This window comes from Mycobacterium sp. (assembly GCF_052145595.1).
Classification (GTDB): domain Bacteria; phylum Actinomycetota; class Actinomycetes; order Mycobacteriales; family Mycobacteriaceae; genus Mycobacterium.
The window spans coordinates 14,058-33,325 of record NZ_JBKQOI010000079.1; the positions used below are offsets into that span (position 1 = coordinate 14,058).

At 69.5% G+C, this 19,268-nt stretch carries 13 protein-coding genes; 10 read left to right on the forward strand and 3 right to left on the reverse strand.

Going from position 1 to position 19,268, the window contains the following annotated elements; genetic code table 11:
- Nucleotides 1-4: 4 nt before the first annotated feature.
- Nucleotides 5-1,627, reverse strand: coding sequence for a PE family protein (locus ACLP4W_RS06010; RefSeq protein ID WP_442385071.1), 1,623 nt, complete (start codon nucleotides 1,625-1,627; stop codon nucleotides 5-7).
- Nucleotides 1,628-1,802: 175 nt separating this feature from the next.
- The gene (locus ACLP4W_RS06015; RefSeq protein WP_442385073.1) at nucleotides 1,803-2,576 is read right to left on the reverse strand and encodes a PIG-L deacetylase family protein; all 774 of its coding nucleotides are present in this window, start codon (nucleotides 2,574-2,576) and stop codon (nucleotides 1,803-1,805) included.
- 118 nt (nucleotides 2,577-2,694) lie between these two features.
- On the opposite strand from ACLP4W_RS06015, the gene ACLP4W_RS06020 reads away from it, so the two are divergent.
- From ACLP4W_RS06020 to ACLP4W_RS06050, 7 genes are all read left to right on the forward strand, one after another.
- Complete coding sequence (locus ACLP4W_RS06020; protein WP_442385075.1) at nucleotides 2,695-3,108, forward strand: OsmC family protein; 414 nt, start codon at nucleotides 2,695-2,697, stop codon at nucleotides 3,106-3,108.
- Between the two features lie 40 nt (nucleotides 3,109-3,148).
- Nucleotides 3,149-3,400 (forward strand): acylphosphatase, encoded by a 252-nt coding sequence (locus ACLP4W_RS06025; protein WP_442385097.1) that lies wholly within the window; start codon nucleotides 3,149-3,151, stop codon nucleotides 3,398-3,400.
- 20 nt (nucleotides 3,401-3,420) lie between these two features.
- Nucleotides 3,421-7,029 (forward strand): chromosome segregation protein SMC, encoded by a 3,609-nt coding sequence (smc, locus tag ACLP4W_RS06030; protein ID WP_442385077.1) that lies wholly within the window; start codon nucleotides 3,421-3,423, stop codon nucleotides 7,027-7,029.
- A gap of 75 nt (nucleotides 7,030-7,104) precedes the next feature.
- Complete coding sequence (ftsY, locus tag ACLP4W_RS06035; RefSeq protein ID WP_442385079.1) at nucleotides 7,105-8,451, forward strand: signal recognition particle-docking protein FtsY; 1,347 nt, start codon at nucleotides 7,105-7,107, stop codon at nucleotides 8,449-8,451.
- Between the two features lie 156 nt (nucleotides 8,452-8,607).
- Complete coding sequence (locus ACLP4W_RS06040; protein ID WP_442385099.1) at nucleotides 8,608-10,017, forward strand: ammonium transporter; 1,410 nt, start codon at nucleotides 8,608-8,610, stop codon at nucleotides 10,015-10,017.
- Nucleotides 10,014-10,352, forward strand: a complete 339-nt coding sequence (gene glnB, locus ACLP4W_RS06045; RefSeq protein WP_442385081.1) for a nitrogen regulatory protein P-II — start codon at nucleotides 10,014-10,016, stop codon at nucleotides 10,350-10,352. Before ACLP4W_RS06040 ends, glnB begins: the two co-directional genes overlap by 4 nt.
- Nucleotides 10,353-10,397: 45 nt before the next feature.
- A complete protein-coding gene (locus ACLP4W_RS06050; RefSeq protein WP_442385083.1) occupies nucleotides 10,398-12,872 on the forward strand; it encodes a [protein-PII] uridylyltransferase in 2,475 nt (824 codons plus the stop codon).
- On the opposite strand, the gene ACLP4W_RS06055 is transcribed toward ACLP4W_RS06050, so the two are convergent.
- The gene (locus ACLP4W_RS06055; protein ID WP_442385085.1) at nucleotides 12,869-14,599 is read right to left on the reverse strand and encodes a DEAD/DEAH box helicase; all 1,731 of its coding nucleotides are present in this window, start codon (nucleotides 14,597-14,599) and stop codon (nucleotides 12,869-12,871) included. The two genes, ACLP4W_RS06050 and ACLP4W_RS06055, sit on opposite strands and share 4 nt — an antisense overlap.
- Before the next feature lie 337 nt (nucleotides 14,600-14,936).
- On the opposite strand from ACLP4W_RS06055, the gene ffh reads away from it, so the two are divergent.
- The 3 genes from ffh to ACLP4W_RS06070 form a co-directional block, all read left to right on the forward strand.
- Nucleotides 14,937-16,514 (forward strand): signal recognition particle protein, encoded by a 1,578-nt coding sequence (gene ffh / locus ACLP4W_RS06060; protein WP_442385087.1) that lies wholly within the window; start codon nucleotides 14,937-14,939, stop codon nucleotides 16,512-16,514.
- A gap of 13 nt (nucleotides 16,515-16,527) precedes the next feature.
- On the forward strand, nucleotides 16,528-17,598 hold the full coding sequence (locus ACLP4W_RS06065; RefSeq protein ID WP_442385089.1) for a metal-dependent hydrolase family protein: 1,071 nt from the start codon (nucleotides 16,528-16,530) through the stop codon (nucleotides 17,596-17,598).
- Nucleotides 17,599-17,652: 54 nt separating this feature from the next.
- The coding region (locus ACLP4W_RS06070; RefSeq protein WP_442385091.1) for a serine/threonine-protein kinase at nucleotides 17,653-19,268 on the forward strand (1,616 nt) is incomplete at its 3' end.

Genomic DNA, 19,268 nt, shown 5'->3' on the forward strand with positions numbered 1-19,268 from the left:
GCGGCTAGGTCAGCCCGGTCGCGCCGGCTTGACCGAATAGCTTCCCGCCGCCGCCGCCGGTGCCGGCGTCGCCAGGCGGCGTGCCAACCCCGGCATTGCCCCCTCCGCCACCGTTGCCGATCAGGCCCGCGCTGCCACCGTCACCGCCATCGCCGCCGGCCGCTGTGACGCCCTCTCCGCCGGCGCCGCCGGCGCCGCCGGAGCCGGAGAAGTCACCGCCGTTACCGCCGGCGCCGCCTTTGCCGCCGGGCCCGTTGAAGCCGCTGCCGCCGTCCCCGCCGCCCCCGCCGGTACCTCCGAGGCTGCCGCCGTCGCCCCCGGCCCCGCCGACCCCACCGGCGCCGTTGCCGCCCGAGCCGCCGGCGCCGCCCGCCCCGCCGGAGCCCAAGCCGCCGGTCCTGGCGTCACCGCCCGCCCCGCCGGCCCCGCCGGGCCCGTTGATGCCGGTGCCGCCGGCGCCGCCGGCCCCGCCGTTACCGGTGACGATGCCGGGGCTGCCGCCGTCCCCGCCGGCTCCGCCCATTGTCTCGCCGGTGCCGCCGGTCCCGCCGGTTCCTCCGGAGCCGCCGAGGGTGCCGCCGTCGCCGCCGGTCCCGCCGGCCCCGCCGGCGCCCGTGTGACCGGTGCCGCCGGCCCCGCCGGAGCCGCCGAACCCGAACATTCCGCCGTCTCCGCCGGTCCCGCCGTTCCCACCGGTGGTGCCGCCGTCTCCTCCGACGCCGCCGGCCCCGCCGATGCCGCCGTTGGCGAATAGCCCGGCGATCCCGGCGGAGGCCGCGCCGCCGGTTCCGCCGCTGCCGCCAGTGGTGGCGCCGTACCCGCCGGCGCCGCCGGCCCCCCCGTCGCCGGAGCCGAACCGCCCGCCGGCCCCGCCGGCCCCGCCGTTTGCGCCGCTGCCGGTGTCGCCGATGCCGCCCGCGCCGCCAGCGCCGCCGGTAGCACCCCCGACGGGGCCGCCGGGTGCGAACAGCCCGGCCGCCCCGCCGGCCCCGCCATTGCCCCCGTTGGTGCCGCCTTCGCCGCCCGCGCCGCCCGCGCCGCCGGCGCCGAACAGCCCGCCGGCCCCGCCGTTTCCGCCGTTGCCGCCGGTGGTGCCGCCGTGCCCGCCGGCGCCGCCGGCGCCGCCGCTGCCGAACAGCCCGCCGGCCCCGCCGCTTCCGCCGTTGCCGCCGGTAGCCGGGCCGGGTGCGCCGGACCCCCCGGCCCCGCCGTTGCCAAACAAGATCCCGCCGTCCCCGCCGTTCAGCCCCGACCCCGGAGCCGCGTTGGCGCCGTTGCCGATCAGCGGTCGGCCCAACAGCGCCTGTGTTGGCGCGTTCACCGCGCTCAGCAGCGTCTGCCCGGCGTTTTCCGCCTCGGTGCTCAGGTACGAACCCGCGCCCGCATTCATGGCCTGCACAAAATCGTCATGAAACGCCGCCGCCGCGGCGCTGAGCGCCTGGTATCCCTGGGCGTGTCCGGCGAACACCGCCGCGATGGCCGCCGACACCTCATCGGCGCCCGCGGCCAGCACCCCCGTCGTCGGCCCCGCCGCGGCCGCGTTCGCAAAGCTGATTGTCGAACCGATCCTCGCCAAGCCCGCGGCCGCCGCCGTGAGCGCCTCCGGCTCCGCGATCAGGAATGACATCAGGCCCCCCTCCAATACGTCGCGACAGCATGGGCACCAGCCGCCGAGCAAGCGACCATATCGCGACACGGGGCACGACACATCCCGTTTTCGTTTGATGTTTCGCACTGTTTAGCCCGGCCGGGCGATGGGCGGGTAGCGCCCGGCCCCGGTGGTATCCGCTGGGACCGAACGATCAGTCGAAAATGTCGCGGCGCAAGACTCCGGTCGGCAATGTTCGGTCGACGAACCACTCGCGGCTGAATATCAGGCCGAACACCTGGGGCGGCAGTCGGAGCAACACGCCGAACATGCGCGCGGGCAGTCCGCTGCCGATCTGAGAGCGGTGGGCGGCGAAGGCATCTCGTTTCTGCCGCGCAAAACGGAAGACGTCAATCCGGTGGGTGATGGTCGCTCGCGGAGCATACGCAGTGCGGGCGACGTCTGGGTCGTACGGCGTCGGCAATCGCAGAAGATGAGTGAGAGCGCTCGTCCAACTTAATAATTCGCGCGGCATCGTCGCCTCGAGTACTCGTCGGGTCGCCGCAAGTTCGGCAGCGCGTTTGCCGACGTGATGCACCTGTACGTGATCGCGGTGGCCGTAGCCGCCGTTGCGCTGGTAGCTGAGCAGTAGATCCGCGTCTTCGGCGCGGAGTATCTCTGCGAGCCGCTGCGCCGCCTCCTCCAGATCCGCTCGTGCGAACCTGACCCGTCCGGGTGGGTCTGGGAAGAACAACGGCCCATAGCCGCTATCGGCGTAGCCGAGGCACTCGACTCGGTGAACTCCAAGAATTCCCGCGCTCAAACGCAATTCGCCCAGCCGAGAATCATCGTCCTCGTTCCGCACGCGCCCGTCGGTCGCCGTGACCACGACCGCACGATGTCCGTTTGCCGCGGCTCGCGCGAGCGTGCCGCCGGTGAGGACCACCTCGTCGTCCGGATGGGCGTGGAATGCGACGACGGTGGCCATGGAACGCAGTATGCCTGCCCCGTCGATGCGTCGAGATCGACGTTAGCGCGTCGCTCACTCGAACTCTTCCGCGCTGCCGTCGATCTCGGCGCAAGGACCACCCGGTAGAAAAGGACTCATGACGCAACTGTGGGTCGAACGCACCGGGACACGCCGCTACACCGGGCATAGCTCGCGCGGCGCGCAGGTGCTCGTCGGCTCCGAGGACGTCGACGGCGTGTTCACCCCCGGCGAACTGCTCAAGATCGCGCTCGCCGCGTGCAGCGGCATGTCCAGCGACGAGCCGCTGGCCCGCCGGCTCGGCGACGATTACCAGGCGGTGGTCCGGGTGTCCGGCGCCGCCGACCGCGAGCAGGAACGCTATCCGCTGCTCGAGGAGAGGCTCGAGCTGGACCTGTCCGGATTGTCCGACGACGAGAAGAAACGCCTGCTGGTGGTGGTCAACCGGGCCATTGACCTGGTCTGCACCGTCGGGCGCACGCTCAAGTCCGGTACCACCGTCAACTTCGAGGTCGCCAGTGTCAAATCCTGAGTCGGATCCCGACGTCCGGCTCACCGCCTGGGTGCACGGGATGGTCCAGGGAGTCGGTTTTCGCTGGTGGACCCGCAGCCGGGCCCTGGAGCTCGGCCTGACCGGGTACGCGGCCAATCAGGCGGACGGCCGAGTCTTGGTGATCGCCCAGGGGCCCCGCGAGGCGGCGGAGAAACTGCTGCAGCTGCTGGAAGGCGGCGCTTCGTGGCCCTCCAGGCCCGGCCGCGTCGACAAGGTTGTCGCCGATTGGTCGCAGCCGCAAGAGCGTTTCAGCGGCTTCGTCGAGCGCTGAGCGCGCTACTCTGGCACCCCATGTACCTCAAGAGTCTGACGCTGAAGGGCTTCAAGTCCTTCGCATCGCCGACGACTCTGCGCTTCGAGCCGGGCATCACCGCCGTCGTCGGGCCCAACGGCTCCGGCAAATCCAACGTGGTCGATGCCCTGGCGTGGGTGATGGGGGAGCAGGGCGCCAAGACGCTGCGCGGCGGAAAGATGGAAGACGTCATCTTTGCCGGCACTTCGTCGCGGGCCCCGCTGGGCCGTGCCGAAGTCACTGTCACCATCGACAACTCCGACAACGCACTGCCGATCGAGTACTCCGAGGTCTCGATCACCCGCAGGATGTTCCGCGATGGCGCCAGCGAATACGAAATCAACGGCAGCAGTTGCCGTTTGATGGATGTCCAGGAGTTGCTGAGCGACTCGGGGATCGGCCGCGAGATGCACGTCATCGTCGGGCAGGGCAAGCTTGACGAGATCCTGCAGTCCCGGCCCGAGGACCGCCGCGCGTTCATCGAAGAGGCCGCCGGCGTGCTCAAGCATCGCAAACGCAAAGAAAAGGCGCTGCGAAAGCTCGAGGCGATGTCAGCAAACCTGGCCCGGCTCACCGACCTGACCACCGAACTGCGCCGCCAGCTCAAACCGCTGGGCCGCCAGGCCGAGGTGGCCCGTCGCGCCCAGACCATCCAGGCCGATCTACGCGACGCCCGGTTGCGGCTGGCCGCCGACGACCTCGTCAACCGGCAGGGGGAGCGGGACGCGATCTTGGAGGCCGAGGCGACGATACGCCGCGAGCACGACGAGGCCGCTTCCCGCCTGGCGGTGGCATCCGACGAGCTGACCGCGCACGAGACCGCGCTGGCCGAGCTCTCGGTTCGGGCCGAGTCCGTCCAGCACACCTGGTTCGGGCTGTCCGCCCTGGCCGAACGTGTGGGCGCGACGGTGCGCATCGCCAGCGAACGCGCCCAGCACCTCGACGTCGAGCCGGCGATGACCAGCGACACCGACCCCGACGCCCTGGAGGCCGAGGCCCATCAGGTGGCGGCCGCCGAGCAGCGGCTGTTGGCGGAGCTGGCCGCGGCGCGCACCCGGCTGGACGCCGCCCGCGCCGAACTGGCCGATCGGGAGCGCGAAGCCGCCGAGGCCGACCGGGCCCACCTGGCGGCGGTGCGGGCCGAGGCGGACCGCCGCGAGGGTCTGGCGCGGCTGGCCGGTCAGGTGGAGACCATGCGGGCTCGCGTCGAATCGATCGACGACAGCGTTGCGCGCCTGTCCGAGCGCATCGAGCAGGCCGGCACCCGCGCGCAGCAGACCCGGGCGGAATTCGAAACCGTGCAGGCACGCGTCGGTGAACTGGATCAGGGCGAGGTGGGCCTTGACGAGCACCACGAGCGGACCGTGGCCGCGTTGCGGCTGGCCGACGAACGCGTAGCCGAACTGCAGTCCGCCGAGCGGGGCGCAGAACGGGAAATCGCTTCGCTGCGAGCCCGCATCGACGCGCTCTCGGTGGGGCTCGAGCGCAAGGACGGCGCGGCCTGGCTCGCGCAACACCACACTGGCACAGGGCTTTTCGGGCCGATCGCCAAGTTGGTCAAAGTCCGGCCCGGCTACGAAGCGGCGCTGGCCGCGGTGCTCGGGTCGGCGGCCGACGCGCTGGCCGCCGAAAGCTTCGGCGCCGCGCGTTCCGCGGTCGCCGCACTCAAGCAAGCCGACGGGGGCCGCGCGGCCCTGGTTTTGGGGGACTGGCCGGCCGACCGGGCCGCCCAGGCCGCCCCGCTGCCCGGGGGCGGTATGTGGGCGCTCGATCTGGTCGAGGCACCGCCGCGGCTGCGCGGCGCGATGATCGCGATGCTTTCCGGTGTCGCGGTGGTCGACGATCTCGGCGACGCGCTGGATCTGGTGGCGGCCCGCCCGGAGTTGCGCGCGGTCACGCTCGACGGCGATCTGGTCGGTGCCGGCTGGGTGAGCGGGGGTTCGGACCGCAAGCTGTCCACGCTGGAGGTCACTTCGGAGATCGACAAGGCCGGTGCTGAGCTGGCCGCCGCGGAGACGCAGGTGGGCCAGCTCACCGCGGCGCTGTCCGGCGCGCTGACCGAGCAGGCCGCCCGTCAGGATTCGGCCGAGCAGGCGTTGGCCGCGCTCAACGAATCCGACACCGCAATCTCGGCGATGTACGAGCAACTGGGCCGGCTCGGGCAGGATGCCCGTGCGGCCGACGAAGAGTGGAGCAGGTTGCTGCGGCAGCGCGAGGAGTTGGAAGCGGGGCGCGCGCAGACGGTCGACGAGGTCACCGAACTCGAAACCCGGCTGCGCAACGCCCAGGCGAGCCAGCCGATGGATGCCGCAGAACCCGGTCACGCGATGGCCCGACAGCAGATCGCCGCTGCCGCCGAGAGTGCGCGTGGCGTCGAGGTGGAGGCCCGCCTGGCGGTGCGGACCGCCGAGGAGCGTGCCAACGCGGTGCGCGGGCGGGCGGATTCGTTACGCCGGGCGGCCGCCGCCGAGAGGGAAACGCGGCTGCGGGCACAGCAGGCGCACGCGGCGCGATTGCGCGCGGCCGCGGTGGCCGCGGCGGTGGCCGACGCCGGGCGGCTGCTGGCCGGGCGGTTGGACCGGGTAGTGGCCGCGGCGTCGCACATCCGCGACGCGCTGGTCGCCGAACGCCAGGAGCGCTCGACGGCGATGGCGGCGGTGCGCGACGAGGCGCACGCGCTGGGCGCCCGGCTCGCCACCCTCACCGACTCGCTGCACCGCGACGAGGTGGCCAACGCCCAGGCGGTGCTGCGTATCGAGCAGCTCGAGCAGATGGTGCTGGAGCAGTTCGGAATGTCGCCCACCGACTTGATCGCCGAATACGGTCCGCAGGTTGCGCTGCCGCCGACGGAGCTCGAGCTGGCCGAATTCGAGCAGGCCCGGGAGCGTGGCGAGCAGGTGACCGCACCCGCTCCGATGCCCTACGACCGGCCTACCCAAGAGCGCCGCGCCAAACGGGCCGAACGTGAGCTGGCCGAACTGGGCAGGGTCAATCCGCTGGCGCTGGAGGAGTTTGCTGCGCTGGAGGAACGCTACAATTTCCTGTCCACCCAGCTCGAGGATGTCAAGGCCGCCCGAAGGGATCTGCTGGGCGTGGTCGCCGACGTCGATGCCCGCATCCTGCAGGTGTTCACCGATGCCTTCAATGACGTCGAACGCGAATTCCGGGACGTGTTCGCCGCGCTGTTTCCCGGTGGGGAGGGTCGGCTGCGGCTCACCGATCCCGGTGACATGCTCACCACAGGCATCGAGGTCGAAGCGCGTCCGCCCGGCAAGAAGATCACCCGGCTGTCTTTGCTGTCCGGTGGCGAGAAGGCGCTGACCGCGGTGGCCATGCTGGTGGCGATCTTCCGGGCCCGCCCGTCGCCGTTCTACATCATGGACGAGGTGGAGGCCGCGCTCGACGACACCAACCTGCGCCGCCTGATCGGCCTGTTCGAACTGCTGCGGGCCCAGTCGCAGATCATCATCATCACGCACCAGAAGCCGACGATGGAGGTCGCCGACGCGCTGTACGGCGTGACGATGCAGGACGACGGCATCACCGCGGTGATCTCGCAGCGCATGCGCGGCCAGCAGGTTGAGCAGCTGGTCTCCAGTTCCTCCTAGGGTCAGCCCCCGGCGGCGGCTGTCGCTGACGAGGGCCGGTCCAACCGGCGCGGGGCCGCTTGGAAGAATGTCAGCGTGTCGCAAGGTCTTTGGATCGCGTTCGCGGTCATCGCCGCCCTGGTCGTCATCGCCGCGCTGGTCCTGGGCCTGGTGCGTTACCGCCGACGGCGGATCAGGCTCACCCGTGCCGGCAAAGGGCCCCAGCCCGGCGCGATCGACCGCTCGGGTGGTTACACCGCGTCGTCGGGCATCACATTCAGCCAGTCCGCACCGACGATCGACACCGGCGGCCTGCCCGCGGTAGGCGACGACGCGACCGTTCCCCGGGACGCGCCCCGGCGCACGATCTCCGATGTACACCTCCCGGAAATCATCCCGGAACCCGCGACCGTCACGCCGCCACCGGCAGCTCCGCCGGCCCCTCCGGTCCCCGAGGCGCCGCAGGTCCCCGAGGTGCCGGAGTCCCCGGTGGCCCCGGAGATCTCAGAGATCGAGGCCATCACACCGCCCGAAGGCCGGCTGGAGCGACTCCGCGGCCGGCTGGCCAGGTCGCAGAATGCGCTTGGGCGCAGCGTGCTGGGCTTGATCGGCGGCGGCGACCTGGACGAAGAGTCCTGGCAGGATGTCGAGGACACCCTGCTGGTCGCCGATCTGGGCCCGGTCGCCACCGAGTCGGTGATCTCGGAGCTGCGCAGCGGGCTGGCCAGCGGCAATGTGCGCACCGAGGCCGACGCCAAGGCCGTGCTGCGCGATGTCCTGATCCAAGAGCTGCAACCCGGCATGGACCGCTCGATTCGCGCCCTGCCGCACGCCGACCATCCCGCGGTGCTGCTGATCGTCGGCGTGAACGGCACCGGGAAAACCACCACCGTCGGCAAGCTGGCGCGGGTGTTGGTGGCTGACGGGCGGCGCGTCGTGTTGGGCGCGGCCGACACCTTCCGGGCGGCGGCGGCCGATCAACTGCAGACCTGGGCGTCCCGGGTGGGGGCGGAGGTGGTGCGCGGGGCCGAAGGCGCCGACCCGGCATCGGTGGCGTTCGACGCCGTCGACAAGGGCATCGCGGCCGGCGCCGACGTCGTCGTCATCGACACCGCCGGGCGGCTCCACACCAAGGTCGGACTGATGGACGAACTCGACAAGGTCAAGCGCGTGGTTACCCGGCGCGCGGCCGTCGATGAGGTTTTGCTGGTGCTCGACGCGACGATCGGGCAGAACGGTCTGGCGCAGGCCCGGGTGTTCGCCGACGTGGTCGACATCACCGGCGCGGTGCTGACCAAGCTGGACGGAACGGCCAAGGGCGGCATCGTTTTCCGCGTCCAACAAGAACTCGGCGTGCCGGTGAAACTGGTCGGACTCGGCGAAGGCCCCGACGATTTGGCGCCTTTCGAGCCCGCCGCATTTGTGGACGCCCTGCTTGGCTGAAGTCATTACACGGCGAGCGCGACGTTAATCCTGACGAAACACGGTCGCTGTATCCGCGAAACAACCATTGCGCATGGTTCTCGACAGGCCACAGGCTACCCGTCTGTCGGCCGGTTCAGGGCCGACCGGAGGTGATAGCGAGTGAGTTTCCCGATAATGGGCCAACCCGATACCGGCGATACCGCCTGGATGTTGGCGAGTTCCGCGCTGGTGCTGTTGATGACGCCCGGTCTGGCGTTCTTCTACGGCGGCATGGTCCGCACCCGAAGCGTGCTCAACATGCTCATGATGAGCATCAGCGCGATGGGCGTGGTGACCGTGCTATGGGTGCTCTACGGCTACTCGATGTCATTCGGCGACGACAAATGGGGCATCGTAGGCAAGCCGTCCGACTACTGGGGCCTGGCGAAGCTCATCGGCGGCAACGCGGTCAAGGGTGATCCGACCAAGGCCGTCACACAGGTCGATATTCCGCTGGCCGGCACCATGCCCGCCACCGTCTTCGTGGCCTTCCAGCTGATGTTCGCGATCATCACCGTCGCGCTGATCTCGGGGGCCGTGTCCGACCGGCTGAAGTTCAGTGCCTGGCTGGTATTCGCCGCGCTGTGGGCGACTTTGGTCTACTTCCCGGTCGCACACTGGGTGTTCGCGGCCGACGGCTTCGCCTCCGAGCACGGCGGCTGGATCAACAACAAGCTGCATGCGATCGACTTCGCGGGCGGAACTGCGGTCCATATCAACTCCGGTGTGGCGGGTCTGGCGCTGGCGCTCGTGCTGGGCAAGCGCAAGGGCTGGCCCACGACGCTGTTCCGCCCGCACAACCTGCCGTTCGTGATGCTGGGTGCCGGGTTGCTGTGGTTCGGCTGGTTCGGGTTCAACGCCGGATCGGCGACCAGCTCCAACGGTTCCGCAGGCTCGACGTTCATGACCACGACGATCGCCACCGCCACTGCCATGCTGGCCTGGCTGCTCACCGAACGCATCCGCGACGGGCACGCCACCACGCTCGGCGCGGCCTCGGGCATTGTCGCCGGACTGGTGGCCATCACGCCGTCGTGCTCGTCGGTCAACGTGTTGGGCGCCCTGGTTATCGGCTTTGTGGGCGGTGTGGTGTGCGCGCTGGCGGTGGGGCTGAAGTTCAGGTTCGGCTTTGATGACTCGCTCGACGTGGTCGGTGTGCACATGGTCGGTGGTTTGACGGGCACGCTGCTGGTTGGTCTGGTCGCGGCCCCGGAATCAACGGCAATTAATGGGGTGGCTGGGGTTTCTAAGGGCCTGTTCTACGGCGGCGGCTTCGCCCAGCTGGAGCGGCAAGCGGTCGGCGCGTTCAGTGTTCTCTTCTACTCCTTCGTCGTTACGCTTATCCTGGCTTTGATCCTGAAGTACACCATCGGGCTGAGGGTGAGTGCGGAGGACGAGGCCGGCGGCATCGACGAGTCGGAGCACGCAGAAACTGCTTACGAATTCGCCGTAGTCGGGGCTTCGGGTCTTCCTCACCGCGCCAGCGCGAGCCCCAACGGCCTGGACGAGCGAGTCGACGAGAAAGTGGAGGCAGAGCATTCATGAAGCTAGTCACCGCGATCGTGAAGCCATTCACCCTCGATGACGTCAAGACAAGCCTCGAAGAGGCGGGCGTCCTGGGGATGACGGTCAGCGAAATCCAGGGCTACGGACGGCAGAAGGGTCACACCGAGGTTTACCGGGGTGCCGAATACTCGGTCGATTTCGTGCCGAAGGTCCGGATCGAGGTCGTCATCGACGACTCCATCGTCGACAAAGTCGTGGACAGCATCGTCCGGGCTGCGCGCACCGGCAAGATCGGTGACGGCAAAGTCTGGGTCAGCCCCGTGGAAACCATCGTGCGAGTGCGCACTGGTGAACGCGGGACCGACGCTCTATGACGCTAGCCGCACATTGCTGATGCGACCCGGGCGGGCCGGGAGGGGATGAAACCGAACCGGTCCGATCCGTCCGGGGCATCGGACATATCGGGGACAGGAAGCGCCTGCGGGGCAACCGATTTGGTTGCGTCGCGGCGCCGACTGCTGTCTGAAGGTCTTCAGCTGGATGCGGCCAGTCTGCGGCAGGCCTGGCTGGAGCTACACGAGTCCTGGCTGTCCGCCAAGGCGGCGGAAATCGGAATCACCGCCGGCAGTGGCTTGGCGATCGTTGGAATCGGTGGCCTGGGCCGCCGTGAGCTGCTCCCGTATTCCGATCTGGACCTGATGCTGTTGCACGACGACAAGCCCGCCGGCGCACTGGAGCCGGTCGCGGATCGGCTGTGGTATCCGCTGTGGGACGCCAACGTTCGGCTCGATCACAGCGTGCGCACCGTGTCCGGGGCATTGGGCGTCGCCAATGCCGACATGGTGGCCGCCCTGGGCATGTTGGACGCACGCCACATCGCCGGGGAGACGGAGCTGTCGGCGGGACTGATCGACGGCGCGCGACGGCAGTGGCGCAGCGCAATTCGCTCCCGGATGGACGAGCTTGTCGAGATGACGCAGGCCCGCTGGCTGCGGTGTGGCCGGATCGCGCAACGGGCCGAGCCCGACTTGAAATCGGGTCGTGGCGGCCTTCGCGACGTGCAATTGCTGGACGCGCTGGGCGTTGCCCAGCTCATCGACCGCCACGGCATGGCCAACCCGAACATGCCAGGGGGTTCACTGGACGCTGCGTATCTCACGCTGCTCGATGTGCGCACCGAACTGCACCGGGTGTCCGGCCGCGGACGCGATCAGCTGCTGGCTCAGTTCGCCGACGAGGTCAGCGCCAACTTGGGCGTCGGTGACCGATTCGCCTTGGCGCGCATGCTGTCAGACGCCGGCCGCACCATCGCCTACCACGCGGAGACGGGGCTGAGGACCGCGCAAAACGCATTGCCCCGCCGCGGTATTAGCGCCCTGGTGCGGCGCCCCAGGCGGCGGCCACTGGACGAGGGCGTTGTCGAGTATGACGGCGAAATCGTGCTTGCCCGTGAGGCCCAGCCCCAAAGCGATCCCGGCCTGGTGCTGCGACTGGCTGCCGCGTCGGCCGACACCGGCTTGCCCATCGGTGCCGCCACGCTGAGTCGGCTGGCCGCCAGCGTCCCGGACTTGCCCACCCCTTGGCCGCGGGAGGCATTGGACGACCTGTTGGTTGTCCTCCTGGCCGGTCCCACGGCGGTGAACACGATCGAAGCGCTTGACCGGACCGGGCTATGGGCCAGGCTGTTGCCGGAATGGGACGCGGTCCGCGACCTCCCGCCACGCGATGTCTCCCACAAATGGACCGTTGACCGTCACCTCGTCGAAACCGCGGTCAATGCCGCGCCGCTGACCACCCATGTTGCGCGATCGGACCTGCTTGCGCTGGGCGCGCTGCTGCACGACATCGGCAAGGGGCGGGGCGTGGACCACTGTGTGCTCGGGGCCGAATTAGTGATCCCGATCGGCGAGAGGCTGGGGCTGTCGCCCCAGGACATCGGCACGCTGTCGAACATGGTCCGCCACCACCTCGTGCTGCCGATAACGGCGACCCGAAGCGACCTCAAAGACCCCAAGACCATCGAGGCCGTGTCCGAGGCTCTGGGCGGGGATCCGCAACTGCTCGAACTGCTGCACGCGCTGGCGCACGCGGACTCGAAGGCCACCGGACCGGGGGTGTGGAGCGACTGGAAAGCCTCCCTGGTCGCCGACCTGGTGCGTCACTGCCGGTTGGTGATGGCGGGTGAGCCGCTGCCGCAGGCCGAACCGACTGCGCCCCACTACCTTTCACTGGCGGCCGACCACGGGGTGCACGTGGAGATCAAGCCGGGCGAGGGCGAGCGTTTCCACGCGGTGATGGTCGCACCGGACGCGCGGGGATTGGTGTCGAAGGCCGCCGCTGTGCTGGCGCTGAACTCGCTGCGGGTTTACTCGGCGTCGGTCAATCTGCATGAGGGTGTCGCGATCGCCGAATTTGTGGTGTCACCGCTTTTTGGTTCCCCGCCGGCGGCCGATCTGCTGCGTCAGCAATTCGTCGGCGCCCTCAACGGCGACGTTGACGTCCTCGGCGCGCTGGAGAAGCGCGACAGCGACGCCGCGGGTTCGGCGATGGCCCGGGCCGGGGAGATTCAGGCGGGGGCGCCCCTGACGCGTTCGACCGCGCCGCCCCGCATCCTGTGGCTCGACGCCCCTACGCCCGGCCAACTTGTCGTCGAAGTTCGCGCCATGGACCGGGTCGGGCTGCTCGCGCACCTGGCGCAGGCGCTGGAGCGTGCCGGCGCGGACATCGCTTGGGCGAAGGTCAACACGTTCGGGTCGACGGCGGCCGATGTGTTCTGTGTGACGGTGCCGGTCGAGGACGGCGAGTTTGGCGCACGAGCCGCGGTCGAGCAGCATCTGCTGGCCGTGTTGGGCGGCCCCGCGGTCGAAGTGCTCGACCAGCCCGTCGGCGACTAAGACTGCTCCGAGTTGAACTGCCGCAAGGCGTCGATGCGGGCCCTGATCTGCTCGCGGGTCGCAGCGGCGATCGGCGGCCCTCCGCAACGGCGGCGAAGTTCGCTGTGAATCCATCCGTGCGGTTTGCCGGTGCGGTGGTGGGTTGCCGAGACGAGGGTGTTGAGCTCGCGACGTAGATCGCGGATTTGGCAATGCATCGAAGGCGCAGCCGACGGTGTTCCCTGGGCGGTTTCCTTTGGCAGCCGGGCCCGTTTCTTGAGCTGCTCGTCTTGGCGTTGGTGCAGAAGGGCGCGCATCTGGTCGGCGTCAAGCAACCCGGGGATACCGAGGTAGTCCGCCTCTTCGTCGCTCCCGGCCGGTGTGGCAGTGCCGAACGAGGATCCATCGAAGATGACCTGATCGAGTTCGGCGTCGGCGCCCAATGAGGTGAAGCTCTTGTCTGTTTCGCTCTTCTCGGTTTGCGTCCTGACGGCGGGATCACCGTCGAGAGGATCGTCGGCTTCGCGGTGCGGTTGGCCGAGGACGTGATTGCGCTGGGCCTCCAACGCGCTGGCGAGTTGCAGCAGGTTAGGCACCGACGGGACGAAGATGCTTGCGGTTTCCCCCGGCCGGCGCGATCGCACGAACCGGCCGATGGCCTGCGCGAAGAACAGGGGCGTCGAGGCGCTGGTGGCGTAGATCCCGACCGACAGACGGGGTACGTCGACGCCCTCGGAGACCATGCGCACCGCGACCAGCCAGCGGCCGGCGCTCTCGGCGAATTCGGTGATGCGGGCCGACGATCCGGGGTCGTCGGACAGCACCACCGTGGGCGCCTCGCGGGTGATCTTGGTCAGCAGGGCGGCGTACGCGCGGGCCGCGGTGCGGTCGGAGGCGATGATCATGCCGCCGGCGTCGGGCATGTGGGCCCGCTTTTGGCGCAGTCGCTCATCGGCGGCCGCGATCACCGCGGGCATCCATTCGCCGGCGGGGTCCAGCGCCGTGCGCCAGGCCCGTGCGGTCTGCTCGGCGGACAGCGGCTCGCCCAGTCGTGCGGCGTGCTCTTCGCCGGCGCTATCCCGCCAGCGCGCCTGCCCGGAGTAGGCGAGGAAGACCACCGGCCGGACGACACCATCGGCGAGGGCTTCGGCGTAGCCGTAGGTGTGGTCGGCTTGCGAACGCAGCACGCCGTCGGCGCCGGATGCGTAGGGTACGAACGGGATGGGGCTGTCGTCGCTGCGAAACGGTGTGCCCGTCAAAGCGAGTCGGCGCGTGGCGTCGCCGAAGGCTTCGCGGATGGCCTCGCCCCACGTCTTGGCGTCACCGCCGTGGTGTATCTCATCGAAGATGACCAAAGTGTTGCGCTGCTCGGTGCGGACCCGGTGCAGCGTCGGATGCGCGGCGACCTGGGCGTAGGTGACCATCACCCCGTGGTACTCCGGCGAGGTCTGGGGGCCGGTGTTGGAGAATTTCGGGTCCAGGGCGAGGCCGTGCCGCTGCGCGGCCAGCGCCCACTGAATCTTGAGGTGCTCGGTGGGCACCACGACAGTGATCTGCTTGACGGCGCGCTGGCTGAGTAGTTCGGCCGCCACCCGCAGCGCGAACGTTGTTTTCCCGGATCCGGGGGTGGCCACGGCCAGGAAATCGCGGGGCTGGCCGGCAAGGTACTTCACCAGCGCCTTGCGCTGCCAGCCCCGCAACGGCGGGCCGCTCTCGGCGCGCGACTCCGCGTGGCTGACCGGTTGCATCGAAACAGCTCCCCCCGTAATTGCGTCTTCGACGCGGCCAGCTCGGTTCGGTGGCGGCTGTGAAATGTAGCACGGCAACGCTTTTCGGCGCAGCAGCGACTCGAATCTGGCTACCGTGCCTGACCTCGTTCGGCGCTGTGACGGGCTTGAGTCGCGCGACTGGCCGAAAAGGAACCTCGACGTGGGGGAGGGCCAGCTTCACGTTCGCGAGACTTGCGCCATGGCACCGCGCCTCGGCGTGTCGTCGCCGCCATGCAAGTGTCGTGGAGCTGGTGACCCGCTGTGCCCGGCCGGGACATCGCTGCCGCGTCCGCGGCGGTACCACTAGGCTGGCGGGGTGTTTGAATCGCTGTCTGACCGGTTGACCGGTGCCCTACAGGGACTGCGCGGCAAGGGTCGACTGACCGACGCCGATATCGAGGCCACCGCCCGCGAAATCCGGCTGGCGCTGCTGGAAGCCGATGTGTCGCTGCCCGTGGTGCGAGCGTTCGTCGGCCGGATCAAAGAACGCGCGCGGGGCGCCGAGGTCTCCGGTGCCCTCAACCCGGCGCAACAGGTCGTCAAGATCGTCAACGAAGAGCTCATCGGCATCCTGGGCGGTGAGACGCGCCAGCTGACGTTTGCGAAGACGCCGCCGACGGTTGTGATGCTGGCCGGCCTGCAGGGTTCCGGTAAGACCACGCTGGCGGGCAAATTGGCCGCGTGGCTTCGCGGCCAGGGACACACGCCACTTCTGGTGGCCTGCGACCTGCAGCGACCGGCCGCGGTAAACCAGCTGCAAGTCGTCGGTCAGCGTGCCGGGGTTCCGGTGTTCGCGCCGCATCCCGGGGAGTCACCGGAGTCCGGCCCCGGTGACCCGGTCGCGGTCGCGTCGGCGGGGCTTGCCGAGGCCCGCGCCAAGCACTTCGACGTCGTCATCGTCGACACCGCCGGCCGGTTGGGCATCGACGACGAGCTGATGGCCCAGGCGGCGGCCATCCGGGACGCCATCAATCCCGATGAGGTCTTGTTCGTCCTGGACGCGATGATCGGCCAGGACGCCGTCACCACCGCCGAGGCGTTCGGCGAGGGTGTCGGGTTCACCGGTGTGGTGTTGACCAAGCTCGACGGTGACGCCCGTGGTGGGGCCGCGTTGTCCGTCCGCGAGGTGACCGGTGTCCCAATCCTTTTCGCCTCCACCGGCGAGAAGCTGGAGGACTTCGACGTCTTCCACCCGGACCGGATGGCCAGCCGCATTCTGGGCATGGGCGACGTGCTGAGCCTGATCGAGCAGGCCGAGCAGGTCTTCGACGCCGAGCAGGCCGAGGCCGCCGCCGCCAAGATCGGCGCCGGCGAGCTGACGCTGGAGGATTTCCTGGAACAGATGCTGGCCATCCGCAAGATGGGTCCGATCGGCAACCTGCTGGGCATGCTGCCGGGTGCGGGTCAGATGAAGGATGCGCTGGCCCAGGTCGACGACAGCCAACTCGACCGTCTGCAGGCCATCATCCGCGGCATGACCCCGCAAGAGCGGGCCGACCCCAAGATCATCAACGCCTCACGGCGGCTGCGTATCGCCAACGGCTCGGGCGTGACGGTGTCGGAGATCAACCAGCTGGTTGACCGCTTCTTCGAAGCCCGCAAGATGATGTCGTCGATGCTGGGCGGCATGGGCATCCCCGGCATCGGCCGCAAGTCTGCGACGCGGAAGGGCAAGGGATCGGCGAAGGGGAAGAAGGGCAAGAAGGGCGCACGCGGGCCGACTCCGCCGAAGGGCAGAAGCCCGTTCGCGCCCGCAGTTCCTGGAATGCCGGGCATGCCGGGCATGCCGGCGGGATTCCCCGATCTGTCGCAGATGCCCGAAGGCCTCAACGAGCTGCCGCCCGGGCTGGCCGACTTCGACCTGTCCAAGCTGAAGTTCCCGGGCAAGAAGTAGCAGCCTCGTGCGCATGCACGTGCGAGGTCTGATGCTGCCCGACGAGACCGAGATCGAACTGTGGATCGTCGACGGCCTCATCAGCACGGAACGGGTCGCGGGGGCCGACACCGTTTTTGACGGGGGCTGGATCCTGCCCGGGCTGGTGGATGCGCATTGTCACGTCGGGCTCGGTGACCACGGCGAGATTCCCCTCGACGAGGCGATCGGCCAGGCCGAGACCGAACGCGACGCCGGCGCGCTGCTGTTGCGTGACTGCGGCGCACCGACCGACACCCGCAGCCTCGACGACCGCGACGATCTGCCGCGCATCATCCGGGCCGGAAAACACCTGGCCAGGCCCAAGCGTTACTCGCCGGGCTTTTCGCGCGAGCTCGAGGACGAATCGCAGCTGCCCGCCGCGGTGGCCGAAGAGGCCAGGCGCGGGGACGGCTGGGTCAAGCTGGTGGGGGACTGGATCGATCGCAGCACCGGCGATCTCGCCCCGCTGTGGTCCGACGATGTGCTCAAGGCCGCCATCGACACCGCACACGCCCACGGCGCACGCGTCACCGCGCACGTCTTCAGCGACGAGGCCATGCCCGGCCTGATCAAGGCCGGGATCGACTGCATCGAACACGGCACCGGGCTCACCGACAACACCATCGCCTTGATGGTCGAGCACGGCACCGCGTTGGTCCCCACGCTGATCAACATCACCGAGAACTTCCCGGGCATCGCCGCCGCCGCGAAGCGCTACCCGACCTACGCCGCCCACATCCGCGACCTGCATGCCCGCTGCTATGGGCGGATGGCCGCGGCGCGCGACGCGGGCGTGCCGGTATACGCCGGCAGCGATGCCGGCAGCCTGATCGCGCACGGTCGGATCGCCGACGAGGTCGAGGCCCTGCAGCGCATCGGGATGACCCCCACCGACGCGTTGGGCGCGGCGTGCTGGGATGCCCGTCGCTGGCTGGGCCGGCCCGGTCTGGATCACGGCGCATCGGCGGACCTGTTGTGCTACGCTGACGACCCGCGGCAGGGTCCCGCGGTGCTGAACCGGCCCGATCTGGTGATCCTGCGCGGCAAGACGTTTCGGCCCTAGCACCGGCCGGGCGCCGGGTGCGCGCGGCACCGCCATGGCGGCTAGGATCGCGGGATGGCGTTGGCCAGCGGCGCGACGTTTGCCGGTTACATCGTCGCGCGGAGGCTTAGTTCTGGAGCGACTGGCGCGGTCTACCTCGTCCAGGATCACCGCTCTGCGGGCTGGGAGGCGCTGAAAGTTCTCTCGCCGGCGATGTCGACGGACAGTGAATTCCGCCGGAGATTTCACGCGGAGACCCCGATCGCCAGGAATCTGTATCACCCGAACATCGTGCAGGTACATGAGCGCGGCGAGTTCGAGGGCCAGCTGTACATCGCGATGGAATACGTCGAAGGCACCAACGCCGCGCAACTGATGGCCAATCGATTCCCGGCGGTTGCGCCGGCCGGCGAGGTGCTTGCCATGGTGACCGCCATCGCCGGAGCTCTTGACTACGCCCACGAGCGCGGATTGCTGCATCGCGACGTCAAACCCACCAACATCTTGTTGACGGGTCGTGGGGAAGGCGAACAACGGATTCTGTTGGCCGACTTCGGAATAGCCGCGTCGCTCGGTCAACCCCTCGGCGCCGCCGGGGGAAACGCCCCCGCCGGCACGGTCGCCTACGCTGCGCCCGAGCAGTTGATGGGCGCCGACGTCGACGGGCGCGCCGACCAATATGCGCTGGCGGCGACCGCTTTTCATTTGCTCACCGGCGCAGCGCCGGTGGAGGATTCCGACCCGGTTGCCGCCGTCGACCAGGTGCTCAACAGTGCGCCGCCCAGGCTCAGCGACCAGCGTCCGGAGTTGGCGCGTCTCGATGGCGTTTTCTCCCGGGCGCTTGCCAAAAGGCCCGCCGATCGCTTCGGCAGCTGCCGCGAGTTCGCCGAGGCGGCGAGCGAACAAGCCGGCGTCTCGATCGGCGACCGTAGTCCCGAAGCCGTCCTGGTGGCCGAATATCCCGCTTATGCCCGGCCCCGGGACCCACAGGACACCGCAGACATCAAGGCGGCCACAGCCCCGGCGTCGCAGCTTGGGGCGTCTCCGGCAGCTGCGTCGAGGCGAAGCGGGCCGCGCAAGATCGCATTGGGTGCCGCTGCGGTGGTGTTGCTCGCTGGGCTGCTCGCCGTCGGCTTCCTCATCGGGCACAAGACCGACAAGACCGCCGCCGTGGCCGCTCGCCCGACGACGAGCGCATCGGCTACGGCCGGCGCCCCGACGGCGGGTGCGCCGGTTGCCGCGCCCGTCCCGCTCGACGGCACTTACCGCCTTGAGGTCGAGCGCACCAAGGAGACATTCAATTACATTGCCGACCCGCAACCGCCGGACGTGGACACTTGGTGGGCGTTCCGCTCCTCATGCACGCCGGCGGCGTGCGTCGCCGCCGCGGTGCAGCTCGACGACAACGACCAGCAGCAGGCGGCGTCGGTCGGCCGCGGGCTGATCATGCAGTTCAGCGACGGTGAATGGCAGTCGCAGCCGGAAGACGCTCAAGTCGCGTGCGTCGGCCCGAACGGGATAACGCAGACGCAGGCCACGACACTGGTGCTGTCGCTGCGGCCACAGCCGCAGGGCGATCTCAGCGGCGAGGAGGCCGTCACCGTGCAATCCAATGAATGCGGTCAGCGATCGGCCGTGATGCGCATCCCCGCGGTGCTCAGTCGCAGCGGCGACGCGCCGCCGGCGGTCGC